21 protein-coding genes and 2 pseudogenes are annotated in these 23799 nt (G+C 65.6%); 10 read left to right on the top strand and 13 right to left on the bottom strand.

Annotation, left to right across the window (positions count from 1 at the left end):
• Nucleotide 1 precedes the first annotated feature (1 nt).
• The 3 genes from KZO24_RS25145 to KZO24_RS25135 all read right to left on the bottom strand — a co-directional run bounded on the left by KZO24_RS25145 (nucleotide 2) and on the right by KZO24_RS25135 (nucleotide 2929).
• Nucleotides 2–1165, bottom strand: a complete 1164-nt coding sequence (locus KZO24_RS25145; protein ID WP_271183792.1) for an FAD-dependent monooxygenase — start codon at nucleotides 1163–1165, stop codon at nucleotides 2–4.
• Nucleotides 1165–2079: a polysaccharide deacetylase family protein gene (locus tag KZO24_RS25140; protein WP_271183791.1), complete on the bottom strand. Its 915-nt coding sequence runs from the start codon at nucleotides 2077–2079 to the stop codon at nucleotides 1165–1167. Before KZO24_RS25140 ends, KZO24_RS25145 begins: the two co-directional genes overlap by 1 nt.
• An 88-nt stretch (nucleotides 2080–2167) precedes the next feature.
• Nucleotides 2168–2929, bottom strand: coding sequence for a maleate cis-trans isomerase family protein (locus KZO24_RS25135; protein WP_271183790.1), 762 nt, complete (start codon nucleotides 2927–2929; stop codon nucleotides 2168–2170).
• Nucleotides 2930–3480: 551 nt separating this feature from the next.
• On the opposite strand from KZO24_RS25135, the gene KZO24_RS25130 reads away from it, so the two are divergent.
• Entirely contained in the window at nucleotides 3481–3696 is a 216-nt protein-coding gene (locus KZO24_RS25130) for a VOC family protein (protein ID WP_486487386.1), read from the top strand.
• A gap of 104 nt (nucleotides 3697–3800) precedes the next feature.
• Here the strand turns inward: KZO24_RS25130 and KZO24_RS25125 are convergent, their stop codons facing one another.
• From KZO24_RS25125 to KZO24_RS25110, 4 genes are all read right to left on the bottom strand, one after another.
• Nucleotides 3801–4616: an alpha/beta fold hydrolase gene (locus KZO24_RS25125; RefSeq protein ID WP_271183788.1), complete on the bottom strand. Its 816-nt coding sequence runs from the start codon at nucleotides 4614–4616 to the stop codon at nucleotides 3801–3803.
• Nucleotides 4613–6172 carry an FAD-binding oxidoreductase gene (locus KZO24_RS25120; protein WP_271183787.1) on the bottom strand — a complete coding sequence of 520 codons (1560 nt, stop codon included), beginning with the start codon at nucleotides 6170–6172 and terminating at the stop codon, nucleotides 4613–4615. Before KZO24_RS25120 ends, KZO24_RS25125 begins: the two co-directional genes overlap by 4 nt.
• Before the next feature lie 8 nt (nucleotides 6173–6180).
• Nucleotides 6181–6516 carry a hypothetical protein gene (locus KZO24_RS25115; RefSeq protein ID WP_036529014.1) on the bottom strand — a complete coding sequence of 112 codons (336 nt, stop codon included), beginning with the start codon at nucleotides 6514–6516 and terminating at the stop codon, nucleotides 6181–6183.
• Between the two features lie 145 nt (nucleotides 6517–6661).
• Nucleotides 6662–7450, bottom strand: coding sequence for a class I SAM-dependent methyltransferase (locus KZO24_RS25110; protein WP_486487385.1), 789 nt, complete (start codon nucleotides 7448–7450; stop codon nucleotides 6662–6664).
• A gap of 67 nt (nucleotides 7451–7517) precedes the next feature.
• On the opposite strand from KZO24_RS25110, the gene KZO24_RS25105 reads away from it, so the two are divergent.
• On the top strand, nucleotides 7518–7994 hold the full coding sequence (locus tag KZO24_RS25105) for a hypothetical protein (protein WP_486487384.1): 477 nt from the start codon (nucleotides 7518–7520) through the stop codon (nucleotides 7992–7994).
• Here KZO24_RS25105 and KZO24_RS25100 read toward each other — a convergent pair.
• Complete coding sequence (locus KZO24_RS25100; RefSeq protein WP_486487383.1) at nucleotides 7970–8707, bottom strand: SDR family NAD(P)-dependent oxidoreductase; 738 nt, start codon at nucleotides 8705–8707, stop codon at nucleotides 7970–7972. The two genes, KZO24_RS25105 and KZO24_RS25100, sit on opposite strands and share 25 nt — an antisense overlap.
• Before the next feature lie 276 nt (nucleotides 8708–8983).
• Here KZO24_RS25100 and KZO24_RS25095 point away from each other — a divergent pair.
• Together KZO24_RS25095 and KZO24_RS25090 are read left to right on the top strand one after the other, a co-directional pair.
• Nucleotides 8984–9409 (top strand): annotated as a pseudogene (locus KZO24_RS25095) (TonB-dependent receptor plug domain-containing protein); the annotation flags it as partial.
• Nucleotides 9410–10407: 998 nt separating this feature from the next.
• Nucleotides 10408–11103 (top strand): TonB-dependent receptor domain-containing protein, encoded by a 696-nt coding sequence (locus KZO24_RS25090; protein ID WP_486487382.1) that lies wholly within the window; start codon nucleotides 10408–10410, stop codon nucleotides 11101–11103.
• Nucleotides 11104–11328: 225 nt separating this feature from the next.
• On the opposite strand, the gene KZO24_RS25085 is transcribed toward KZO24_RS25090, so the two are convergent.
• Entirely contained in the window at nucleotides 11329–12762 is a 1434-nt protein-coding gene (locus tag KZO24_RS25085) for an aldehyde dehydrogenase family protein (RefSeq protein ID WP_370424080.1), read from the bottom strand.
• 404 nt (nucleotides 12763–13166) lie between these two features.
• On the opposite strand from KZO24_RS25085, the gene KZO24_RS25080 reads away from it, so the two are divergent.
• Both KZO24_RS25080 and KZO24_RS25075 read left to right on the top strand, forming a co-directional pair.
• Complete coding sequence (locus KZO24_RS25080; protein WP_231958333.1) at nucleotides 13167–14372, top strand: FAD-dependent oxidoreductase; 1206 nt, start codon at nucleotides 13167–13169, stop codon at nucleotides 14370–14372.
• Between the two features lie 157 nt (nucleotides 14373–14529).
• Nucleotides 14530–15537 carry an alpha/beta fold hydrolase gene (locus tag KZO24_RS25075; protein ID WP_271183782.1) on the top strand — a complete coding sequence of 336 codons (1008 nt, stop codon included), beginning with the start codon at nucleotides 14530–14532 and terminating at the stop codon, nucleotides 15535–15537.
• 19 nt (nucleotides 15538–15556) lie between these two features.
• Here KZO24_RS25075 and KZO24_RS25070 read toward each other — a convergent pair whose 3' ends face one another.
• The 3 genes and pseudogenes from KZO24_RS25070 to KZO24_RS25060 all read right to left on the bottom strand — a co-directional run.
• Nucleotides 15557–16564 (bottom strand): alpha/beta hydrolase, encoded by a 1008-nt coding sequence (locus tag KZO24_RS25070; RefSeq protein ID WP_486487381.1) that lies wholly within the window; start codon nucleotides 16562–16564, stop codon nucleotides 15557–15559.
• A gap of 121 nt (nucleotides 16565–16685) precedes the next feature.
• A complete protein-coding gene (locus KZO24_RS25065; RefSeq protein WP_486487380.1) occupies nucleotides 16686–17375 on the bottom strand; it encodes a flavin monoamine oxidase family protein in 690 nt (229 codons plus the stop codon).
• Between the two features lie 317 nt (nucleotides 17376–17692).
• Nucleotides 17693–17971 (bottom strand): annotated as a pseudogene (locus tag KZO24_RS25060) (FAD-dependent oxidoreductase); the annotation flags it as partial.
• 336 nt (nucleotides 17972–18307) lie between these two features.
• Between KZO24_RS25060 and KZO24_RS25055 the strand changes: the two are divergent.
• The 3 genes from KZO24_RS25055 to KZO24_RS25045 all read left to right on the top strand — a co-directional run bounded on the left by KZO24_RS25055 (nucleotide 18308) and on the right by KZO24_RS25045 (nucleotide 21138).
• Nucleotides 18308–18868, top strand: coding sequence for a DUF3598 domain-containing protein (locus tag KZO24_RS25055; protein ID WP_231958331.1), 561 nt, complete (start codon nucleotides 18308–18310; stop codon nucleotides 18866–18868).
• A gap of 89 nt (nucleotides 18869–18957) precedes the next feature.
• Entirely contained in the window at nucleotides 18958–19875 is a 918-nt protein-coding gene (locus tag KZO24_RS25050) for a LysR family transcriptional regulator (protein WP_271184014.1), read from the top strand.
• 234 nt (nucleotides 19876–20109) lie between these two features.
• Nucleotides 20110–21138, top strand: a complete 1029-nt coding sequence (locus KZO24_RS25045) for a DUF1838 family protein (protein ID WP_271183779.1) — start codon at nucleotides 20110–20112, stop codon at nucleotides 21136–21138.
• Between the two features lie 223 nt (nucleotides 21139–21361).
• Here the strand turns inward: KZO24_RS25045 and KZO24_RS25040 are convergent, their stop codons facing one another.
• Nucleotides 21362–22171 carry an IclR family transcriptional regulator domain-containing protein gene (locus KZO24_RS25040; RefSeq protein ID WP_036529004.1) on the bottom strand — a complete coding sequence of 270 codons (810 nt, stop codon included), beginning with the start codon at nucleotides 22169–22171 and terminating at the stop codon, nucleotides 21362–21364.
• A gap of 309 nt (nucleotides 22172–22480) precedes the next feature.
• On the opposite strand from KZO24_RS25040, the gene KZO24_RS25035 reads away from it, so the two are divergent.
• Nucleotides 22481–23797, top strand: coding sequence for an MFS transporter (locus tag KZO24_RS25035; RefSeq protein WP_271183778.1), 1317 nt, complete (start codon nucleotides 22481–22483; stop codon nucleotides 23795–23797).
• Nucleotides 23798–23799: the final 2 nt, after the last annotated feature.

Genomic DNA, 23799 nt, shown 5'->3' with positions numbered 1-23799 from the left:
CTTATACTTCCACCTTGCCGGCATCGTAGGCGAACAGGCCCAGCGTTTCCTCGTTGCGGACTTCCTTCTTGCCGAAGTTGTCCGCGTCCTTGCTCTGCAGGCGTTCGGCGTTGGCGTTCGATTCCGCCTGGATGAACGTCGCATGCGCGATGCGCGCACGTTCGTAGCGTTCGATCGCCTCGGCCACCGTGGCCCCGGCCTCCATCGCACGCGACAGGACCACCGCGTCCTCGATGGCGCAGGAGGCGCCTTGCCCCAGGAATGGCGTCATCGCATGCGCTGCGTCGCCGAGCAGGGTGATGCAGCCACCTTGGTTCCAGGTCGACAGCGCCGAGCGGGCATTGATCGCCCATTTGAACAGGCGGTCTTCCTCCAGATGCGCGATCATATACTGGATCGGCTCGCACCAGCCGGCGAAGACCTGCTGCAGTTCGGCACGTTTCGCGGGGATCGTCCAGCCGTCGTCGGTCCAGCCTTCCTCGCGGGCGAAGAAGACGAGATTGAGCTGCGTGCCGCCGCGCAGCGGATACCACACCGCCATGCGCTCCGGCCCGATGAAGTTGCCGGGGTTCTCGGCCAGCTCGCGGAGCTGCTCGTCCACGGGCACCACGCCGCGCCACGCGACGTGGCCGGTGAAGTGAGCGGAGATCGGTTCGAAGATCTTGCGCACTACAGACTTGAGCCCGTCAGCGCCGACGAGCAGGTCGCCGTGATGTTCGGTGCCGTCTGCGAGCTTGAGCAACGCTTGTGTGCCGCTGTGTGCCGCTTGCACCACCCTTGCGGAGAGGTGCAGCTTGCCGCCCAGCTCCCGCGCTGTCTCGACGAGGATCGCGTGCAGGTCGGCGCGGTGCATGTAGAGGTACGGAACGCCGTACTTCTCACGCATCTGGTTGCCGCGCTCCAAGGTCTTGAGAACGCGGCCATCTTCCCAGTGCCGCACGACCTGCCGCACCGGCTCGCTACCCGCAGCCTCGATCTTTGGCCCGAGCCCGAGGTACTGCAGCCCCGCCATCGCGTTGGGCGCGAGCGTGACGCCCGCCCCCACTTCCCCGAAGCTCTGCGCGCCTTCGAAGACTTCGACCTCGAACCCCTTGCGCAGGAGCCCGATGGCCGCCGTCAACCCGCCGATGCCGCCGCCGGCGACGAGAACCCGGGCCTTTTCCATCAGCCGAGTTGGCCAGGAATATGGCTTTCGTGGTTCTGGAGATACCACTCGGCGATTTCCTCGCGCGTGGTCCACCAGACGCCGTCGAGCGACTTGGCGTGCTCGATGAACTCGCGCACCGCGCGGACGCGGTGGGCGCGGCCGGCGACGTGCGGGTGCAGGCCGATGTTCATGATGCGGCCGCTCTTGGCGCCTTCCGCATAGAGGACGTCGAGTTCCTCGATCAGCGCATCGCGGAATTGGTCGGTGGTGAAGTTCTTGCGGGTGATGAAGGTGAAGTCGTTGATCTCGTTGGAATACGGGACAGAAACGATCGGGCCGTTCGGCGTGCGCAGCAGGTACGGCTGGTCGTCGTTCATGATGTCGCAGTAGAAGGTGCAGCCCTCCCCTGCGAGGATGTCCGCCGTCTGCATCGTGCCGCGCAGCGACGACGAGAGCCAGCCCTTGGACTTGCGGCCGGTGTACTTCTCGAACTGCTCGAGCGAGCGCATGATGATGTCGCGCTCCTTCTCCGGCTCGTGCGCGAAGGTGGTGAGCAGTTCGCCCTGCTCCCAGTTGTGGGTGAGCAGTTCCCAGCCGCGCTCCAGCACCGCATCGGTCATCGCCTTGCGACGCTCGAAGGTGACGGCGTTGGTGGTGCAGCTGGCCTTGACGCCCAGTTCGTCGAACAGGTCGAACAGGCGCCAGATGCCCACGCGCTGGCCATATTCGCGCCAAGTGTAGTTCGGGAAGTCCGGCGTGTTGCCGGGCAGGATGTCCGGCAGGATCGCCGGGCCGCCCGCGTAATAGGGCTTGTCGGTATCCTTGGTGAGATCCCAGGTCTCGAGATTGAAGGTGATCAGCAGCGCCACGCGCTTGCCGTCCGGCCACTGGAGCGGCTGGCGCTGCGGCATCGGGACGTAATCGTATTCCATTGTGAACTCCGTATTCTAATCTCTCGACCCTGAGGTCAGCTTAGAGCGCCGATGCCGTATCGCCAGTGCTTGCTTTGCAAGTGACGGATCAGAAATCCGCAAGCAGGCGGCCGAAGCCTTCCTTCTGGTCCGTGAAGCCCATCGTGCGCAGGGCGTGCCAGTAGGTGGCGGTGTTGATCGCGATCACCGGCTTTTCCAGCCAGAACTCGGCCATGGCGGCGACTTCGGCGAAGGCCAGGTTGGTGCCCGCCTGGATCACCGCGTCGACGCCCTCGCTCACCTTGATGGCGGCGCGCTTGAGGGTCTGCTTGTCCTCGTGCGCGATCAGCATCGGCGACTGGCACTTGAGGCCTTCGACGTGGACGACCTCGTAGCCCTGGTCCTCGAAGAACTTCTTGACGTTGGCGTCGCCCACCGGCGCATAAGGGGTGAGGATGCCGATCTTGCGGATCTTCTTGCCGTCGGCCTCCTCATAGGCCCGGATCGCGGCGTCCACGGCGGTGGAGCCCATGATCACCGGCACGCCGCCGGTCCGCTCCAGCATGCGCTGGTGCAGGCGCTCGGCGCCCTCGGCGCCGTCCCAGAAGGTCTCGGCCGACATGCCCATGACGACGCAGCCCGGGTCCATCGACATCGACACGTCGACCGCATCGAACGTGGCGCTGCGGATGTTCTCCAGCATCTCCACGAACGTCGCGTCGTCCACGACCTTGGTGTCGGGAATCGCGATGCGCGAGAAATGGTTGGTCACGCCGCGCGGGCGCATGTCCGCGTACTCGGGCTCGACGCTGGTGTTGGTCGAGGGGGCGACCACCGCGAACTTCATGCGGTAACCGAGAGAATCCGTCATTTTCTATATCCCACGCAGCTGGAGAGCGGACTCTCCGGAAGAGTTGCAGACGGGCCGGCAGAACCCTGGCCGGAAGATCGTGTCGCCCTTGCGGACCGGGGGCTGCTGATGCTCCCGATCATGACCGTTCATCGCGCCCCGGGCCGACCTTCCGCAAGGCGACACCCGTCCCGTTGTCCACCTGACGACCATTGGCGGCCGCGCGCTCGCGGCGGCGCGGCAGGACGGGAACTATCGGGGCGAACCAGCAAAGGCAGACCGATGACCGAGCATCCCTCCTCCGCCCTCGTGCGTGCGACGATCTTCGTGCGCGATCTCGACAAGGCGACGCAATTCTACCGCGCCATCGGCCTCACCGAGACTTACTTCGAGGGCAAGCTGAGCCATCCTTCGGCGACCGAGATCCTGGGCTTCGACGACCCGCGCCCATTCGAGATCCGCATCGTCAAGCGCCCCGGCCCCAACTACGGCATGGTCGGCCTGTTCAAGCTGGCGGACGGCACCACGAACGAGGCCATCCCCCCGCAACCGGCCCGGCGCGCATCGGCGAGGTGGCGCTGGTCTTCTACGTCACCGACATGGCCGGAACGATGGAAAGGCTGCGCGCCCTCGGCGCAACGTGGGCGCCGGAGCCGCAGGTCTTCGCGATGGAACACCGCGCGCAGCTGGAAGTCTGCATCCGCGACTGCGATGGGGTATTCATCAACCTCGTTGAAACCGACCCCGCGCAGCAGGAGCGCACCCGCCCGGAACTGGACTATTCCTGATACACGTCGTCCCGGATTTGATCCGGGACCGCTATCAGGACCAGCCCGCCTCTCGACGGGATCGTCCTGATAGCGCGCGCCTAAAGACCGCCAGCGGTCCCGGATCAAGTCCGGGACGACGCCAGAAACTCTTCCACCGCGCGCGCGACGCCTTGCGGGTCCGCGGTGGCCTGGAAGTTCGCCCCGCCGGTGACGGCAAGGCTCGCGCCGGGGAAAGCGGCCTTCGCGCGGTCCAGCTCGGCGTGGAAGTAGTCGTCGGGTGAGGTCAGCAGCAGCACTGGCGCGGTGACACGCGCTGCCAGTGCAGGCGTGTCGGACTTTGCCACCGCCATGTAGGCCTGCGGCCGGGCTTTCCATGCGCGCAGCATGGCGACGACTTCGTCATGGATGATCTCCACGTCGATGCCCTCGTTGTAGCCGGCGGCGTAGTCCCAGTTGGTCTGGAGGTGCGATCCGTCGCGCTTGAGGCCGATCGGCTCGCCATGCGTTTGCTCGAAGTGCGCGCGCTCATCCGGCGTCATCAGCTCGGCGCCCGCCAGTATGATTGACGCCACCCGCTCGGGATGGTTCGCGGCGAAGTACACCGCAAGGCTGGAGCCGGTGTGATGCCCGAAGACATGGAAACGCCCGATCCCGAGCGCGTCGATCCCTTCCAGAATCCACGCCGCATAGTCCGCGAGCGAAGGCCAGCCGACCGGATCGAAGCTGCCCCCGAAGCCCGGCGTGTCGATCGCGACGAGCCGGTTGGGCAGATCGAGTTCGGCCAGCAGCGGGTCGTAGCTCTGCGCCGAGCACGCGGTCTGGTGCAGGAAGACGATGGCGGGCTCCCCGCCCGGCGCTTCAAGGCCCGCCACCTCGCGCACGTGCAGCTGCCCGTCCGCAAGGTCCACGTAGGACTTGCGGACGCTGTTGCGGGTCACAGGCCCAGCACGCCCGGACCGACGAGGCCCTGCGGATCGAGCGCCGACTTGATCGCGCTGACCAGCGCCTTGGGCTCCGCGCCGAGGCGCGCGGCGTAGGGATAGGCTCGGCCGAGCTGGAAGTGCAGCGCGCCGTGGGCGTCGTAGAGGTCGACCAGTTCACCCTTGAGCCGATGGACGTACTCACGCGCGGCCGGGTTCGCCGGGAATTTCGGCAGGCTGGCGAGGTAGTCGCCGGGCACCGATTCCGCGTGGTAGGCGGTCTGCTCGTCCGGCCAGTAGAGCGCGATTTCGTAAAGGAAACCGCTCGACCCAACGGTGGAATACATGCCGCCGCCCCACACGCCGTGCTGCGTCATGTCGGCGGCGCGGTCCGCGTAGAAGCGCTGGAGCGCTTCGTGGAAATCACGCACGCGGTCATGCGCCATGACGCCGTGCAGCGGCACCCAGCGCTCGCCGCCCGGGCCGAGCGTGTTGTAGAGCGGTGCGAAGGGCATGCCGCGCACCACCGAAGGCACCGTCGCGACGATTTCGCGGCCGAGGTCTGCGGTCAGGTCACGCAGGCGCTGCAGCTTGGCGCGGCACTCGGCATCGTCAAAACCCTCGACGATGTAGTGCGTCATGAAGTTCGAAGCGGAAATCTGCTTGCGGGCGAGAATGCCCGCCGCCGCGACCTGCTTGAGCCCGGCGAAGACCGAGGGCGAACTCTTGACGATGGACATCGCCATCGCCAGCTGGCCGCCCGCACGCTCCTGCTTGGCGATCTGGCCCTGCGACAGCGCGGCGTCGAGCGCGAAGTGCGAATCCTCGACCCGCTCCATGGCGATGCGGCGCATCGATTCGTGCATCTGCGCGAATTCGGCGAAGGCGAAGGACAGCACGCGATGCGCAGGCTTGTGACGCAGCAACGGCAGCGTAACCCGGGCCTTGAGGCCGAAAACGCCGCAGTCGCCGGTGAACAGGCCCGTGAGGTCCGGCCCGGCATGACGGCCGAACGGCTTCTCGCCCAGCGCGCCTGTGCCGGTGCGCAGCAGGCTGCCGTCGGCAAGCACGATGTCGAAGGCCAGTGCCGATTCCGCCGAGATGCCCCATGCGCCCGAACCGTGGCTGATCGAGTTTTGCGACATCGATCCGCCGATGGTCGCGGCAATGCCGGAGAACGGCCCACGGAACGGCGTACGCAGGCCCTTGGCCTCCAGCGCGTCGGACAACTGGAGCCAGGTAACGCCCGCCTCGACGGTGACGTAGCCGTTGAACTCGTCGATCTCGACGATGCGGTTCAGGCGGCTCATGTCGATCAGCAGGTGCGAGCCGTCCACCGCATTGTAGCCATCGGTGTAGGACGCGCCGCCGCCGCGCACGGTGAACGGCAGCTTGGCGGCCGCCGCCTCGCGCACCACGGCCTGCAGTTCCTCGATCGTGCCAGGACGCGCGACCGCGCCCGGCATGATCTGTGCACGGTAGACGTCGGTGGCGAAGTAGGCGACCTTGGCCGGGTCGGTCAGCAGGTTGTCCGCACCGACGATGTTCGCCAGCGCGCTCGCATTTATGCTCATTGTATCGCTTACCCTTCCGCGATCGCGTCGAGGGTGGCGATGTAGCCTTCGGTTGTTTCCTTGCCTGCCGCCTCGGAAGCTTCCTTGCGGACGAGGTAGAACATGCGTTCCAGCATCTGCTGGCGGCGCGCCTCGCGCGCTTCCAGCGCCGCGTCGTCGAGGACGAGCGCATCGACTTCGGCGCGCGCGTCGATGTTGTGGTTGGCCAGCACACGCTGGGTAGAATCGAGCTGGTCGGCCAGCACCGAAACCTCACCCGCGAGGACCATGATCATGCCCATCATCTGGTCGAGGGCCGGGTCTTGGTAGAACTGGGGCCGCTTGCCCCGTGCGTCACGCTTCATGTCTGTTATCCTAGTAGCGGCTGCGCCCACTCCCATCCTCGTCATTGCGAGCGAAGCGAAGCAATCCAGGGCAGTTAACGCCGCTCTGGATTGCTTCGCTTCGCTCGCAATGACGAAGAGAAGAAGGACATTCCGCATTGTTGTGTCAGGCTGCGGGCTTTTGGGCGATGAGAACTTCCCAGCCGCCGCCGGGAGCGAACTCGCCCGCCGTGAACTCGCGCTCGGCAACGTCGGCGGCCGATTCCTCGGTATAGCCCGCACCCGCATATTCCATCACGGCCATCGGAGCGGTGTCGAAGCGGATGGTCGCCGGGTCGAAGCCCGCCTTGGTGGCCAGCGCGATCTGGTCCATGTCGCGCATCGCGCCCCAGAACGGCTCGTTGTTGTAGTACGTCTCGTTGTCGAGGATGAACTGCGTGAACGGGTCCATCAGGTCGAACGGCGGCAGATCCGCGTGGATCATCAGGCCGCCGGGCTTGAGGACGCGGGCGCATTCCTCGAACACGCGGGGCATTGCCTTGCCGCTGGTCTCGTGCAGCAGGATGTGGCTGACGACGAGGTCGAACGAGGCGTCCTCGAACTCGGTCTTCTCGGCGTTCATCTGCGCGAAGTTGACGTCGAGGCCGAACGCACCGGCGCGGGCGTGGGCATAGCGCACCATCGGACCGCCGACATCCACGCCCCAGATCTCCGCCTCGGGGAACAGTTCCTTGTACGGCAGCGTCGAGTGGCCGACCGTGCAGCCCAGGTCGAGGATGCGCCTGGGCTTGAAGTCCGGCATGTTACGCTTGAGGTAGTTCACCACCGAGCGGCCCATGTCGTCGTTGAACGGGCCGGTGTACCCCATCGAATAGAGGTACACACCGCGGTCGTAGAGCACGCCGAGCGAGACGTCCGAAGCATCGTCCGGGCCGCCCGCATAACCACCCGGCATGCAGTGGATGTCGAGCGAGGAGACGTAGCGTGGAACCTCGAAGCCCTCGGGGATGCGCAGCTCGCCCTTGTTCTTCGCCGAATTCGCAGCGGCGGCGGCCTTGAGGCTGTCTTCCTCGCGCTCGATCGAGATCGATCACGCTGTCCCACAGCAGTTCCTGGCTGATGCGGTTCACAGCGGCGTAGTGGCGGAAGTAGTTGTCCGGCACCATCGCCTTGCGGATGTCGTGGCGATCGACCGGCGCGCGACCCGCTTCCTTCTCGAAGCGCTGGGCGGCGCGGCCCGAATAGATCGGGTGCAGGCCGGGCAGCAGGCCCTGCTGGATGAAGTGCTTGAGGCTCTTCGCGAACTCCTGCCGCGAGGCTTCTTCCGAGGTCGGGGTGGGCAGCATGCCATGGAGCTGCTGCTGGAAGGTGTTGAGCATTGGGTTATCCCTGAAGACGTATGCGCAAACTATAAGCGGGGCCGGCGATCACGCACCTGCGAAAGTGGAATCTCCACCCCTCGGACAGTGGGGCGTCACACCCACTTGCCCGAGGTGTAGCCGCCATCGACCGGGATCGCCGCCCCGGTCACGAAGCTGGCTGCATCCGAGATAAGGAAAGCGACCATTTCCGCAACCTCGGCGGGCTTGCCGATGCGGCGCAGCGCGTGAGCCTGGAGGTTGGCCTGCATCAGCGCCTCCAGCCCGGCATCGGCGAGCGGGGCTGTCATCTGCGTCTCGATCAGGCCGGGGCACACGCAGTTCACGCGCACGCCCGCATCGGCAAGGTCTACCGCCATGCAGCGGGTCAGGTGGATTACCGCCGCCTTGCTCACGCCGTAGGCCACGCAGTCGTTGCGCGCGACGAGACCGAAGGTGGAACCGATATTGACGATAGACCCGTGCCCCCGCGCGCGCATCGCCGGAAGCACCGCGCGGCAGCCGAGCGCCGTGCCTCGCAGGTTGACGGCCATGATGCGGTCCCAGTCCTCGATGGCGATCTCGTCGATGGCGCCTAGGCCGCCGACGCCCGCGCAGTTGACGAGGCCGTCGATACCACCCTCGGCCTCCAGCCGCGCGACGAGTGCATCCCATGCGGCGGGATCGGCGACATCGAGCGCGACGCCGCGTCCGTCCTGATCGTGCAAATCCGCGCGAACCACCGTGCGCCCGGCCGCTTCGATCAGGTCCGCCGCCGCCTTGCCGATGCCGGACGCCGCGCCCGTGACCAGTACGACGCCCGCGCCCTGCGTTGCGGTAAGCTCTGCCATCATGACCTCCACTGCGTTGATTTCGCCGCAGTCTGACGCTCGCCCCGAAAAGTGGCGCGCTACCCGGCCGTTTTTATCCGCACAGCGGTTCATGCATGGAGCGATGCGTCTGAGTTATCATCCTGCGGACAGTTTGCGGCGCAGCATTGCCACAAAACCTTATCACCGACAGCTTCCGCTTTGCCTGACGGGCGCCGACGCAAAGCTCCTTTCGAAAAGAGCCACGTCGCCACGGGCCAGGGTTCAGAAGATACTACGCACAAAGGTTCATTCGACACCATGATGAAGGCATTCTCCAAGGGGCTGCTGCTCGCGACCGCGATCGGCTCCTTCCCCGCCATGGCCGCCGCGCAGGACGCCGCCGCAAATGCGAGCAGCGATGCCAACGGCTTCGGCGACATCGTCGTCACCTCGCAGCGCACCGAACAGCGCCTGCAGGACGTGCCCATCAGCGTCACCGCCATCACCGCTGACGAAATCCAGACCCGTCAGGTGAACACCCCCACCGACGTCGCGCGCCTCGTCCCCAACCTCAAGCTGGACGGCGTGACCGGCGGCTCGGCGGGCCTCAAGGCCTACATCCGCGGCGGCGGCGGCACCGACGGCGGCTACGTGATGTCGGAAGCCGAAGTCGCGCTCTACATCAACGACGTCTACAACGCCCGCATGCAGGGCGCGCTGATGGACTTCGCCGAGATCGAGCGGATCGAAGTCCTGCGCGGCCCGCAGGGCGTGCTCTACGGCCGCAATGCCTCGGCCGGTGCGATCAACATCATCACCAAGCAGCCCTCGGACGAGTTCACCGGCAACGTGCAGGTCGGCTACGGCACCTGGAACGAACGACGCGTGAAGGGCTACATCTCGGTCCCGCTGAGCGAGGACGGCAAGTGGGCCGCATCGTTCAACGGCATCGTGCGCGCCCGTGACGGCGGCCGCCAGTACAACGCCACGCTCGACAAGAAGGTGGGCAAGGAAGACTTCAAGGGCGGTCAGTTCGACCTCGCCTACAAGGGCGACGTGGTGAAGGCCCGCCTGAACCTGTTCTACCTCGACCTCAACTCGGACGGCCAGTGGTCGGTCAACACCACCACCAACGACGAGGGCAAGATCGTCCCGCTCTCGGGCTCGTACCGCACCGTGCTCTCGCCGGTGGCATCGGACACCCGCGTCAAGCAGAAGGGCGGATCGCTCCACCTCTCGGCCGACTATCCGGGCGGCACGCTGACCTCCATCACCGGCTACTCGGAGATGGACGACTTCTGGATTCAGGACTTCTCGGGCGGCGTCTATCCTTCGATGATCGGCTCCACCGGCACGACACCGCTTGCTCTGTTCGTGCGCAGCAGCGATTCCCAGCAGTGGCAGTTCAGCCAGGAAGTTAACGCCGCCGGCTCGCTGGCTGACGGCCTCGTCGATTACGTGGTCGGCTTCTACTACTTCCACGAAAACGGCGACCAGATCGTCGACACGACGACGTTCTTCGTGCCCTCGCGCACCAACTTCCATGCCAAGACCGACGCCTGGGCGGGTTACGGCCAGCTGACCTTCAACGTCACCGACCAGCTCGCCCTGATCGCCGGCGGCCGCTACACGCTCGAGGACAAGGCGCTCAACGCCGACATCGGCGGCGATCCGGCAGTTAGCCGCGACCACTACAAGAAGTTCACCCCAAGCTGGGCGTCAACTTCAAGCCGAGCAACGACGTGCTGCTCTACGGCTCGTACAGCGTCGGCTTCAAGTCGGGCGGCTATAATGGCCTCGCATCGACCGCCGCGCAGTTGGCCGCCGCGTTCAAGCCGCAGAGCACCGACGCCTTCGAAGCGGGCATCAAGGCCGACCTCGGCAGCACCGTGCGCGTGGCGCTCTCGGGCTTCGTCAACAAGATCAAGAACCGTCAGGAATCGATCAACCTCGGCGACGGCGGCTTCCTGATCGAAAACTACAACATGACGATCAAGGGCCTCGAAGCCGAGATCGCGTGGAAGCCGGTCTACGGCCTGCAGATCTGGGGCAACGGCGCACTGAACCGCGGCAAGTATCGCACTTCGGGCGGTTCGCTCGCGGGCAACTCGCCGCCGTTCCTACCGGATTACCAGGCGACTGTCGGCTTCGACTACAACTTCGATCTCGGCTCGGGCAAGGTGAAGTTCGGCGCCGACGCCAACTTCCGCGACAAGTTCTTCTCGACTGCGGACAACGCCGCAATCGGCGCGGTGACCTCGACGCAGATCGTCAATGCCTATGTCGGGTACGACGTCGGGCCGTGGCAGTTCCAGGTCGCTGGCAAGAACCTGCTCAACCAGATCAACTGGCAGACCGGCTTCGGCTTCTCGGTCGTGAACCCGCGCTTCATGACCGACCCGCGCACCGTGCTGGCGACTGCCCGCTACAGCTTCTGATCTCTCCCGGACCGGGTGCCAGAAATGGTGCCCGGCCCACCCTCACCCTAAAAGGCCCGGCGGGACGCAAGTCCTACCGGGCCTTCTTTTTGTCCTACATCCTCCCTGTTGCGCAGCAATGGGGAGGTGGCAGTCGCGAAGCGGCTGACGGAGGGAAATTCCCCTCCACCACCGACTGCGTCGGCGGTCCCCCTCCCCGAGTAAGCTCAGGGAGGATTTGGTCCATCACACCACCGCGCAGATGGTCTTCGTCTCGAGGTAGCTTTCCAGCGCCTCGCGCCCGCTGTCGCGGCCGTAGCCGGACTGCTTCACGCCGCCGATCGGCAGGCTGGCGTCGTACATCGAGTGGCAGTTGATCCACACCGTACCCGCCTTGATCCGCGACGACAGGCGATGCGCGTGCGAGAGCGATTCCGTCCAGATGCTGGCGGCAAGGCCGTAGACGCTGTCGTTGGCCATCGCGACGACTTCTTCCACGTCATCGAACTTCTGCACGGCGAGAACCGGGCCGAAAACTTCCTCGCGCACGATTTCCATGCTGGCGGTCACGTTCGCCACCACGGTCGGGGTGATGAAAGTGCCGGCCGGGCCAAGGCGCTCGCCGCCCGCGACGATGGCCGCGCCCTCGCTGCGCGCACCCGCGATGAAACCGCTGACGCGTTCGGCCTGGCGCGCGTTGACGAGCGGGCCCATCTGCGTCGCCGGGTCAAGACCGTGGCCGAGCTTGAGCCCGCCGGCATAAGCCGCCAGCCCCTCGACCACCTGATCGTAGACCGAGGCGTGGACATAGGAGCGCGACCCCGCCACGCAGACCTGCCCGGCGTTGAAGAAGATCGCGTTCGCCGCGCCGGGAATCGCGAGGTTCAGGTCGGCATCACCCATGATCACGACCGGCGACTTGCCGCCCAGTTCAAGGCTGACGCGCTTGAGGTTGCCCTTCGACGCGTCGAGAATCGCCCGGCCCGTTGCAGTGCTGCCGGTAAAGGCGACCTTGTCGACATCGTGATGCGAGGCCAGCGCCGCACCCGAAATCGCGCCGCGACCGGTGATCACGTTGAACACGCCGTCGGGCAGGCCCGCTTCCTGGATCAGCTCACCCAGGCGGATCGCCGAGAGCGAGGTGTCCTCGGCCGGTTTGAGCACGACCGCGCAGCCCGCCGCGAAGGCCGGGGCCAGCTTCATCGCGGTGAGCACCAGCGGCGAGTTCCACGGCACGATCGCCGCAACGACGCCGACGGCCTCGCGCACGGTCCAGGCGCGCATTTCCTTGCCCTGCGGCTGATAGGTGATCGACGGGGTGATGGTCTGCCCCTCGATCGCCATGGCCTGCCCGGCGAAGAAACGGAACTGGCCGACCGCGCCCGGGATTTCCGCCCAACGCGCCACGTAGAGCGGCTTGCCCTGATCGAGCGCTTCCAGTTCCGACAATTCGTCGATGTTGGCCTCGATGAGGTCGGCGATCTTCCAGAGGATACGCGCACGCTCGGCGGGCGGCGTCGCGGCCCACGGCCCTTGCGCCTTGCGCGCCGCGGCGACGGCGGCGTCCACATCGGAAGCGGAGGCGTCAGGGATCGTGCCGATGATCTTTCCACTGGCCGGATCGAGAGTCTCGACGACGGCGCCGTCCGCTGCATCGACCCACTGTCCGCCGATGAGCATGCGGGCGGTCTTGGGAGCATCGAGCAGCGCGGAAACGGCGGAACTCTGGGGCTTGGGGTCAAGTAACATCGGTTTTCCAATTCTGTAGGCCGGCATGGCCGAGTTTCCCTGTCCTGCGTTCTGCCACATGCCCCGGACGGCAAGGGGTGATCAAGGCCGAGTGATCGCAGCGCGAACATCGGTGCAATCACCGGATCACCTCCCGCCAAACTCGCTTATGCCGAAACAGGGCAGCGCGCCTCTTGGGACCAGAATTCGCGAAAAGTCGAAGGGCAGTCCTGCAGGCGGCGCACAGTCCGACACGTCGTTTTCAGTTCACTGGGGGACGGTCTTCGCGCAGTCGTGCAAGTCACGGCGACGTTTGGCGACCTTACCTGACAGGCATTTACTCATCGGGGGACGCCTTGCTGCTACCACTAGACAATTCACGCTCGCAGGTACTGGTCGCCGGTGGCGGCCCAGTGGGCATGGTGGCCGCTTATGCTCTGGCGCTGCAGGGGATTTCAGTCCGCGTTCTGGAAAGCGCGCCAACCTGCCTTGAGGACATGCGCGCCTCCACCCTCCATCCGCCGACGCTCGAGATGCTGGAAAAGCTCGGCCTGCGCCAGACGCTGGAAGACCAGGGCCTGCGCGCGCCGCTGTACCAGTACAGCAACCGCAACACCGGCCGCACCTTCTCGCTCGACATGAGCGAAATCGGCGACATCACGCCCTATCCCTATCGCCTGCAGTGCGAGCAGTGGAAGCTGACCCGCCTTATCGCCGCCAAGCTGGCCGAGATGCCGAACGCGGAAGTGCTGTTCTCGCATCAGGTCGCCAACTGCGTGCAGGGCTCCAACGGTGTACAGGTTTCGGTCGAGACCCCGTTCGACATCAAGCTGTTCCACGCGGATTACCTGATCGGCGCCGATGGCGGCAATTCCACCGTGCGCAAGTGGCTGGGCATCGGCTTCGATGGCTTCACCTACGACGAAACCTTCCTGACCCTCTCGACCGCCTATCCGATCGAGGAGCATCTGCCCTGGGTCAAGGAAGTGAACTACGTCAGCGGCGATCCGTTCTGGTGCGTCCTGCTGAAGGTTCCCGGTCTGTGGCGCGTCCTCGTGCCGCAGAAGTCGGGCGCTTCCGTCGCTGAAGTGACCAGCGACGCCGCCAAGGACGCGGTCTTCGCCGAATTGCTGGGCGTCAACATTCCCGTCCAGACCGAGCACCGCACCTGCTACCGCGTCCACCAGCGCGTGGCGAACAGCTTCCGTCAGGGCCGCATCATGCTGGCGGGCGATTCCGCTCACCTCAACAACCCGCTGGGCGGCTTCGGCATGAACTCGGGCATCCATGACGCGGTGAACCTCGTCGAGAAGCTGAGCCGCGTGATACTCGAAGGCGCAGACGCCGAAGCGCAGCTCTCGCTCTACGACCGCCAGCGTCGCACCGTGACGCGCGATTTCGTGCAGGCGCAGACCATCGCCAACAAGGCGGCGGTCGAGGACAAGGTCGATGCCCGCGAAACGCACCTCGCCCACCTCGAGGCTGATGCCGATGCGCGGCACGAGTACATCGTACAGCAGGCGATGTTCCGCAGTCTTGAAAAGGCGGCCGCGATCGTCTGATCGTCCGAATCGCAAACAGATAGAGGCCCCGGCGGACGCAGGTTCGCCGGGGCCTTTGCGTATGGGCACGCCCGCCAGTCGGATAGTCCAGGCGATCTTTCGGACATCGGGAAAGCAGTCGATAAACTCGGCCTGTCCCTGATAAAGAAGGTTAGCCATGATCCGCATTCCGCTGCTTGCCGCAACAGTCGCAATTTCGGTGCTGGGCCTCGTTCCGGCTGCCGCCCATGCGCAGAGCGCCGCAGCCGCAACCAAGGCTGCCCTGCCCTACCTCACCATCGAGGAATTGCGCCGCAAGTATGCCGATGCGCAGAGCCGCTATGCCGTGATCGGCGGGCTCAAGATTCACTACAAGGATGAAGGGCCGAGAAACGCGCCGGTGCTGTTCATGGTCCATGGCTCGGAAAGCAGCCTGCGCACGTGGGACCGGATCGCACTGGCGCTCAAGGGCCGCTACCGCATCATCCGCTACGACATTCCCGGCTACGGCCTGTCCGACGGCGCCACCGACGCTGCTGCGAAGACGATGCAGCCGACCGACATTCCGGTGGAACTGCTCACCCGCCTCGGCGTGAAGAAGCTCACGTTCGTCGGCGTGTCGAGCGGCGGCACGATGGGCATGTATCTGGCCGCCCGCCGCCCCGACCTCGTCGAGCGGCTGATCCTGTCGAACACCCCGTCCGATCCGGTGGATACCAGCCATCTCGTCATGCCCAAGTCGTTCACCGACGCGACCGAGCGGGCCAAGCAGACAGGCTTTCGCGACCAGACCTTCTGGAACGAATTCCTGAGCTATTTCGCAGGCGACGCTGCGCGTATCTCCGCCCAGACGCGCAAGGAATACTACGACTTCTATCGCCGCACCCCTGAGAAGAATCTGATCGCCCTCGTCGCCCGCATCGGCGACGGCAAGCAGGCCACCGTCGAAATGGCCAAGGTCCGCAAGCCGACTTTCCTGATCTGGGGCGCCGCCGACCACCTGCTGCCGGAATCGGCCGCCAATGCGATCGCGCGCTACCTCAAGAACGCGCAGATCTCGCGCGTGATGATGCCCGACGTCGGCCACTATCCGCCGCTGGAAGTGCCCGAGCGCTTCGCCCAGCTCATCGCCGCCTATGTCGAGGCGGGCACCCCCAATCTGCCTGCGGAAACCACCGCTCCCTGAGGCCGGAACCCGCGCCCGGCTAGTTACCGGGCGTGAAGCCCTCGCCCGCGATCCACCAGCGGAATTCCTCGAGCCAATGGTCGGTCGTGCCGCCGGTCTGCTTCATGCCGAAACCGTGGCCGCCCCGCTCATACAGGTGGGTTTCGGGCCGGTAGCCGCTGGCGAACAGGGCATCGTAGAACGGCCGGAAGCCATAGCCCACCGCCATGTCATCCTGCGACATGGCCAGGAACAGCGGCGGCAGGCGGCCCGGCGCGGGCTTGGGCGCAGGTTGCAGCCAGGGATCGCTGGGCGTGCCTTCCGGATAGGGAAGGTTCGCGGGCGGGATTTCCGGCAGCTTCGCGCCGAACGGCATGCCGTAGATCAGCCCGGCGAAATTGGGCCGCACAGCCTCGGGAGCAAAAGCCATCATGCCCGCGACATGACCGCCCGCCGAGAAGCCGACGACACCGATGCGCTTGGGATCGATGCGGTACTCGGCCGCGCGTGAGCGCAGCAGGCGCAGCGTTTCCAGCCCGTCCGCCACGCCGGGATCGCCACCGACCCCGGCGGGAATCGTAGCGTTGACCCTCTTGCGCATCGCCTCGTTGGTCTCGCCGGGAAGGGTCTGGATCAGGCGATATTTGAGCGCGAAGGCCGCGATGCCGTGCTCCGCCAGCCATTGCGCCACGCGCGTCCCCTCGTGCCGCATGGCGAGCAGGCGGAAGCCGCCGCCCGGCGCGATGATCACCGCCGCTCCCGTGGCCTTGCCGGGCGGGGGCAGGAACGCCTGATAGGACGGGACGGTGACGTTCCACAGCGTCTCGCCGTCATCGCGCAGTTCTTCGGTCACCGGGGCGCTGGCCTTGCCTGGCCAGCCCTTCAGTTCAGGCGCGCCCTTGGGCCAGATCACGGTGGGCGCCTGCACCTCCACCCCGTCGGCCTGCTGGCCCGCAGGCGAATTGCCGAGCGTGGAAAGAGCGGCGGAGGCGGAGACCGGGGAAAGAACAACCACCGCAAGCAGCAAGGCGCAAAGAGAACGACGCACGTGCAATCTCCCTGAAACGGCCGAAATCCGGGTGGCCGAAAACCACCCGGATCATGCGCATTCAAAGGAAATTGTTATCACCGATAATACAAACTGATCGCACTTCGGAGAAGTGTTTGCGTCAGGCTTCGAGAACTTCGAGGGCCACGCGCTCAGCCGACTCCAGCGCACCTTCGAGACCGCGAGCGCCGGTGGCGGTATGCTCGCCGCAGAAGTGCAGGCGACCGGCGGGCTTGGACATTTCGGGAACGAGGCGGCTCACCTGTCCCGGTCCGAAGTAGGCCCAGTCGCCGCCGTTGAAGACTTCCTGCGACCAGCTGAAATACGTGCGCGCCATCAGCTTGCCCTTGGCCGCCGGGCGCATCGCCTCGATCTGCGCGACGATCATCGCCAGCGCCTTGTCCCGGCCCAAGCGGTCCCAGTAGTTGGCGAGACCGCCACGCGCCTGCACCAGCAAGCCGGTGACTTCCTCCGGCGTCGCGCCGTAGTGCTGCGGAATGACGGTGCCCGCGAGGCCATCGGTCCACATGCCGGGCGACAGCCCGTCCTCGTCCCAGAACGGCGCGGTGGCAGTGAGGAACGCCATCGACAGCGGCTGATAGGCGATCTGCGACACCGCCTCCGCCTGCGCGCCGGACAGGCCCGGCAGAATCTTCACGTAGCGTAGCGTCGAAAACGGCAGCGAGCAGATCACCCGCTTGGCGCTGAACGTCGAGCCATCCCGGCAATAGACGGTCGAGCCGCTGTCGGTGGCCTCGATCGCGACCACTTCCTTGCCGAGGATGACGTCGCCTTTGAGCAGCTTGGCCATGCCCATCGGCAAGTGCAGGTTGCCCCCTTGACGCCGAACGACTTTGTCCCCGCCTCGAACTGGGCCTTCACGAAGCCGTCGTTGAACTCCAGCATCAGCGCCGAGACGTCCCACGAATTGGTGCCGTAATAAGGCGAGACATCGTTGGCGAGGCGGATCGCCGGGTCCGAAAGCCCCTGCGCGCGCAGGAAATCATGCAACGGAACGTCGAGCACGGCGCTGGCCGGGTCGGTCCAGGCGTTCCAGTCCTTGAGCGGCGTGCGCTCGGCAAGGAGCTTGTTGACCATCTCGGCGGGGAGTACCGACTTCATCGCATCGGGGAACGGGTTGCCGGGATGGCGCGCCCATTCCTCACGCGTGAGGGGCTGGCCGTTCATCCACAGCATGGGCGGCTTGCCGACGCGGTATCGGCCGCCGATGTCCTCCAGCGTCACCCCGGCGCGCTGCGCGGCGTCGACGCCGCGGCCATAGCCCTCGCCCATCGAGTTGAAGCCCATCTCGGGATAGCCCGGCTCGTCCAGCAGCGTCATCACCCGCCCGCCGACGCGCTGGCGCCCTTCGAGGACGGCGACCTTGAGCCCCTGCTCCTCCAGCATCCACGCGGCCTGCAGGCCGGAAACACCCGCGCCCAGCACCAGCACGTCGAGCCCGGCCGCTGCCTTCTTGGCCGGGGCAGCGAGCGCTGCAGCAGGCAGCATCGAGGCCATTCCCACACCGATCGCGCCATTGGCCATACCAAGGGTGAAGCTACGCCTGTCCATCGTCATGGCTCGAAGACTCCTGGACTCTCTTGCAGTGATCAACTGATTCGAAACCCCAATGCCACGCCCGCGCGGAAGCGGTCAGGCAAGCGATCAATATGATCGAACAGCGATCAATCGGACGCAAAATGCTCGCGCGTGCACCTCCTGCAACTAGGCAGGGGGCAGCCGATGGGCATTTTCAAGACATCTTATGGAGTGGCGATGATGGTGAACAAGGTCTCGCAACCCGGCATCCGGGAAGCCATGCCTCTGCTGTGCAACAACGAAGGCGTGTGGGAAGGCTGGTATCGCTACTACGACGCGAAGACCGGCGAACTGACCGACCAGCATCGCTCGCGCCTGTTCTGCCGCCTCGTCGGCGAGCCGGGCCACGAGGAATACCACCAGACCAACCACTACTTCTGGGACGACGGCCGCGTCGACGTGCGCGACTTCCCGGCGTGGTACGAAGACGGCCGCATCCGCTGGGACAACGAGCTGATCAAGGGCTGGGCCGCCGCGATGCAGCCGGACGACTACAACCGCTCGACCTGCCTCAACTGGACCCGCCACAACGAGCCTGGCATCTATCTTTACGAGATGATCCAGGTGAACGAGGACTTCACCAAGCGCGCCCGCACCTGGCAGTGGTTCCGCGACGGCGAATGCTACCAGCGCACGCTGATCGACGAACGCCTCGTCACCCGCGACTGGCAGAACTTCCAAGACACCGGTGCTCCGCAGAACTGAACGCCCTGCACGGCGGGGAGTGCGGCCGATGGCCCCTCCCCGCTTGCAAGGCTGGACAAACCCGAGCCCGACGATCAACGGTGACGCGCATGGACCTGGTCAAACTGCAACGCATGGTGGCGATCTACGAAGCCGGGAGCTTCCGGCAGGCGGCGCGCGATCTGGGCATCTCCCAGCCCGCCCTGACCTGGAGCATGCACCAGCTTGAGGAAACGCTGAACGGCCGCCTGTTCGAGCGCGGCCCGCGCGGCATCCGGCCGACGCCGCTGTGCGACCGTCTGGTCCGCCGCGCCCGGCTGATCTTCCGCGAGCAGGAGCGCATCCTCGACGAGGTCGCCGACAGCACGCACAACCAGACGATCAACATGGGCGTGCACTCGATCTTCCTGACCGACGCCTTCGCCCGCTGCATCGCCGAGTTTTCGGAGCAGTACCCCTCGACCACGCTCAGGGTATTCGAGGGCTTCAGTTCGCAGCTCCTCGGCCGTCTCCAGCAAGGTGAAGTGGACTTCGCCTGCTGCGCCATCCCGGCCGACGAGGAACATGGCGGCACCCTGCTGACCGAGCCCTTGGGGACGCTTAACTATTCCGTCGTCGCGGCCGCCACGCACCCGGTTTTCGACGATATCGCCAAGCGCCGCCCGATCTCCCAGTACCGGTGGGTGGAGTTCGACACCGCCATTGTCGGCGCATTTCCGGGCCAGAGCGACATCGTCTCGGTCATGGCCACGGCAGGCCGCGATGTCGCGCGCAAGAGTGTGCGGACGGCCTCGATGGACGTCATTCGCCTACTGGTTCTGAGCGGCGATTTCATCGGCCTGATCGCCGACGAGCGGGTTGCCGAGGAGCTGGAGAACGGCACGCTCAGGCGCGTACCCGGCACCGAGGTCACCGCCTCGCAGTTCGGCTTCGTCAGCATGGCGGAGAACTTCGAGACTTCCGCCTGCAAGGCACTGCGCGAAATTCTCGAGAAATCGGCCTTCGAACCGATGCGCAAGGCGCACTGAACGGCACCCAAAGGCACCCTAGCGGCACCTGACAACACCCTGACCGCGCCCGACAGTGCGGCTCGGGGCCAATAGACGTGCCTGCCTTGACCATACGCAATGATCAAAAATTGTGATCGGCGATCCGCCGTATCTGTCTGGCGATCATTCGTGGGAGCTTGATCGACGCTGGCCCCGGCTTCATCCATCTCCATCGCGGCACATAGCCTCTCGGCCTCATGGAGTGATCAGCTCATGTCGAATAACACGTTTACCCGCCGCGAAGGCCTCAGCCTGGCGGCCATCGCCGCAGGCGTGGCGGCGCTTCCCACGGTGGCGTCCGCCGCCGGCAAGTCCGCGACGGCCGCGTCGCGCCTGAATTTCACCACCAAGCTGGACTTCAAGGACCCGGTGTGGAACCGCGATACGTATGCGCGCATCGACGGTGACGTCGATCCCACCAAGGAAAAGTGCGGCTGGCTGCGCGGCAAGGCCTTCGGGGTGCGCGACAACGAGAAGATCCGCCCGCTGTTCATCGCCGAGGGCTTCAGCTTCACCCGCATCAAGCGCCTGGACGACGGCAGCTGGCGCCGCATGCTGCGCGAAGTCGTGTTCTATCGCGACATCGAGACCGGCAAGCTGCTGGACACTTGGGACAACCCCTATACCGGCGAGACCGTCAAGGTCGTGCCGATCGCCAACGACCCGTTCAACTTCACCATCAGCGACAAGGTCCCCGAGCCGCCGAGCTACGGCGGGCTGCAGAAGGTGAAGACCGAGCCCAAGCCGTTCCTGATGGACTGGATGGAGGGTCCGGAAGGAACCCTGATCGTCAACACCGACATCGACATGATCTATCCGAACGCGCTGCAGCCCGACAAGTGGCCGCGCGAATCCTCGGGCGTGATGAACCGCGTCTCCGAGCACTTCATCTACACCGTGAAGCGCGAGGACGTGCTGAACCCCAACCTCACCCACATCCCGCACATCGGCGCATGGACCCGCATGACGCCGTGGCTGCCCTGGATGCTGATGGGTCAGGCCCCCGGCCACATCACTTACTTCACCACGTTCCAGACGCTGCCCGGCGGCATCAAGGAACTGCCGCAGGACCTCGTCGAGGCCGCGCGCGCGATGGACGAAAAGTGGCTGCACTCGCCGACCGAGGACTACGGGCCTTCGCTCTCCAGCCTCGAGAACTACGCCCGCGAGCAGAAGCCCGCGCCGGTTCCGGCGGGCTGGTCCCCGCCGCAGCCCCCGGCCGCGCCGAAGAAACTGGGGTAAAACCTTATCCTCCCTGTTCCGAAGGAATGGGGAGGGGGACCGCCCGCGCAGCGGGTGGTGGAGGGAGAAAAACCCTCCGTCAGCCCTGCGGGCTGCCACCTCCCCATCGCTGCGCGACAGGGAGGATTGCCCCGCCGTACCATCGGTCCTGGAAAGTCTCGAAAAAACAAAACGCCCGGTCGCGAGACCGGGCGTTTTTCGTGCGACCTTCGGATGATTCCGATCAGTTGAGAACCGGAAACTCCATGTCCGGCAGTTCGGTGCAGTTGATCTCTTCGGTGATCGCTGCCGCCGTCGCCTTGAGTTCCGCAAGGTGGCGTTCCACCGCCTCACCCTGCTTCATGGCGGCGGCGAAGTAGATCATCGTCAGCGCCGCTTCGAACTGGCCGTCGCGGAAGATCGGCACCGCCACCGACGAGGTCTTGCCCGGCGTCAGGTTGTGCTGGCCCCAACCGATCGCCGCGTAGCCTTCTTCGCGGATCTTGTTGAGCGTGTTGACCGAGACGTAGGCAGTCAGGTCCTGCTCCGACGGCGAGCCGACGAGCGAAACCCAGTCCATGACGCGGTCGAGCTGTTCCGGCGTCATATGCGCAAGGCACACCCGGCCCGAAGCGCAGTCCATCAGCGGCAGGCGGAAGCCCGGATAATACCGCTCGAAAGTCAGCGAGGTGTCCGCGTGGGTCGAATCGCGCACGACCATATGCGTGCCGATGCGAACCGTCAGCGAGACCGGCCAGCCGATCTTGTGCGTCAGCGCCCGAAGATGCCGGCGGCTGTGTTCCACTAGGAAGCTGTCCGCCTGAAAGCCCTGCGACAGCGACTGGACGAGCGCGGTAGGCCGGTAGAACTTGCGCGCCGGCTCCTGCTCGATGAGGCCCTCATGCATCAGCGTCTGCACGATGCGGCAGGCGGTGGGATAAGGGATGCGGCCACGTTTCGAGATCTGCATCATCGAAAGCGAGCCCATCTGATTTATTTCCTGAAGTATCGAAATAGCCCGGCAAACCGCCCGGATCGGTACACCTCGTTCCATAGCTTCACCCCAAACCCGTTTTGTTGATCGGACCCCTCCTCCGATGTTTGTGAAGCTATCGTTACGGCCCCGATTACCGCCTGGCGAATGCTTTTTTATCCGCAGGGTGAGCACAAAATCCGCACACCGACCAAAAAACGGCGGATGTGCGCGTTTATCCGCGCAGCGGATCGCGGTGAAATGCGCCTGTCATACGGTTGATGACGATGAGACGTTTCCCTCCCGTCCTGCGTGGAGGCCGAAATTGCTCCAGACACCCCGGAACGAATCCGAATCACTCGCCCCCGAACTCCTCTCGATACGGGCACCATGGTGCGCTACGGCCTCGGCCAGACCGGGGCGCAGGTCTTCCGCGACACCCCGGCGGCGCTGTTGCCCGTCTACATGACCACCGTGCTCGGCGTCCCGGCATGGCTGGCCGGGCTAGTGATCCTGCTCCCCAAGCTGTGGGTGATCATCTGCGACCCGCTGGTCGGCGCGTGGTCCGACCGGCGCGAAAGTTCGATCGGACGCATCCCGTTCCTCGTCGGCGGCGCCATCGCCACGAGCATCGGCTTCGTGCTGCTGTTCAACCTGCCAGCGATGGGCTCTCCCTATGCCGCCGCCGCCGCGACGAGCGCGGTGTTCCTGCTGGCGATGACGGCCTTCAGCGCCTTTTCCGTGCCTTATCTCGCCGTTGCCACGACCCTTTCCGCCGACCCGCATGAACGCACCAAGCTGCTGGCATGGCGCATCGCCTTCACCACGCTCGGCGTAGTGCTGGGGATCGGTCTTGCCCAGCCTACGGTCGTCTGGCTCGGCGGCGGGCGTCAGGCGTGGAGCGTGATGTCGGTGATCTTCGCCGCGCTGTGCCTGGCCTCCATGCTCGGCTGTGCGCTCGGCCTGCGTTCGCGCCTGCACCGCCCGGCAGCGGCGAAGGCGCCGGTGCCCTTCACGCGGATGCTTGCCGCCGCATGGCGCAACCGGGCGTTCCGGCAGCTGACCGCCATCCATCTGCTCCAGACCGTGGGACAGGCGTGCAGCTATACGGTGGTGGCGCTGGTCTTCGTCTATCTCGTCGACCGGATCGAACTGCTGACCGCCTATGTCCTGATCATGTCGCTGGCCGGCCTCGTCACGCAGCCGCTGTGGCTGCGCATCTCGCGGCGGATCGGCAAGATTTCGCTGTTCGTCTATCTGTGCCTCGGCTGGTGCGCGGTGACGCTGACATGGCTCGGCATCGACTGGGGAGACGGCGTCTCGCTGGGTGCGGTCAGCGGCAAGGACGTGCTGATCCTGCTGCGCGGCGCGGTGATCGGCGTCACCAACGCCGGGTTCATCCTGCTCGTCACCTCGCTGTTCACCGACACCGTGCATCTTGGCGAGCACGAGAGCGGCATCGAAGGCGGCTATGCGGGCCTGTGGTCTGCCTGCGAGAAGCTCAGCTTCGCGCTCGGCCCGGTGATTTCGGGCGCGGTGCTGAGCCTGTGCGGCTTCGTCTCCTCCACCGCCGGCCCGGCGCAGCAGAGCCCCGCCGCGCTGTTCGGCGTGGTGCTCAACTATTCGCTGATCCCGGTGGGCTTCTTCCTCGCCAGCCTGCTGCTGGTGCCGGGGCTGGCGCGGGCGATCCGGGGCGACTATCCGTAGAA

The sequence above is a fragment of the Novosphingobium sp. NFX11 genome (assembly GCF_057376415.1).
Note: the sequence above shows the minus strand (reverse complement) of the source record. Positions and strands in the feature narration are given on the sequence as shown.

Bases quoted from the DNA above. Each gene is read 5' to 3' on its own strand.
- KZO24_RS25050 (WP_271184014.1), top strand. From the start codon at position 18,958: ATGGACCTGGTCAAACTGCAACGCATGGTGGCGATCTACGAAGCCGGG.
- KZO24_RS25045 (WP_271183779.1), top strand. From the start codon at position 20,110: ATGTCGAATAACACGTTTACCCGCCGCGAAGGCCTCAGCCTGGCGGCC.
- KZO24_RS25085 (WP_370424080.1), bottom strand. From the start codon at position 12,762: ATGCTCATCGGCGGACAGTGGGTCGATGCAGCGGACGGCGCCGTCGTC.
- KZO24_RS25145 (WP_271183792.1), bottom strand. From the start codon at position 1,165: ATGGAAAAGGCCCGGGTTCTCGTCGCCGGCGGCGGCATCGGCGGGTTG.
- KZO24_RS25115 (WP_036529014.1), bottom strand. From the start codon at position 6,516: ATGAAGCGTGACGCACGGGGCAAGCGGCCCCAGTTCTACCAAGACCCG.
- KZO24_RS25135 (WP_271183790.1), bottom strand. From the start codon at position 2,929: ATGACGGATTCTCTCGGTTACCGCATGAAGTTCGCGGTGGTCGCCCCC.
- KZO24_RS25110 (WP_486487385.1), bottom strand. From the start codon at position 7,450: ATGCCGGGTGGTTATGCGGGCGGCCCGGACGATGCTTCGGACGTCTCG.
- KZO24_RS25140 (WP_271183791.1), bottom strand. From the start codon at position 2,079: ATGGAATACGATTACGTCCCGATGCCGCAGCGCCAGCCGCTCCAGTGG.
- KZO24_RS25065 (WP_486487380.1), bottom strand. From the start codon at position 17,375: ATGGCCAAGCTGCTCAAAGGCGACGTCATCCTCGGCAAGGAAGTGGTC.
- KZO24_RS25055 (WP_231958331.1), top strand. From the start codon at position 18,308: ATGGGCATTTTCAAGACATCTTATGGAGTGGCGATGATGGTGAACAAG.
- KZO24_RS25100 (WP_486487383.1), bottom strand. From the start codon at position 8,707: ATGATGGCAGAGCTTACCGCAACGCAGGGCGCGGGCGTCGTACTGGTC.
- KZO24_RS25075 (WP_271183782.1), top strand. From the start codon at position 14,530: ATGATCCGCATTCCGCTGCTTGCCGCAACAGTCGCAATTTCGGTGCTG.
- KZO24_RS25035 (WP_271183778.1), top strand. From the start codon at position 22,481: ATGGTGCGCTACGGCCTCGGCCAGACCGGGGCGCAGGTCTTCCGCGAC.
- KZO24_RS25040 (WP_036529004.1), bottom strand. From the start codon at position 22,171: ATGGAACGAGGTGTACCGATCCGGGCGGTTTGCCGGGCTATTTCGATA.
- KZO24_RS25120 (WP_271183787.1), bottom strand. From the start codon at position 6,172: ATGAGCATAAATGCGAGCGCGCTGGCGAACATCGTCGGTGCGGACAAC.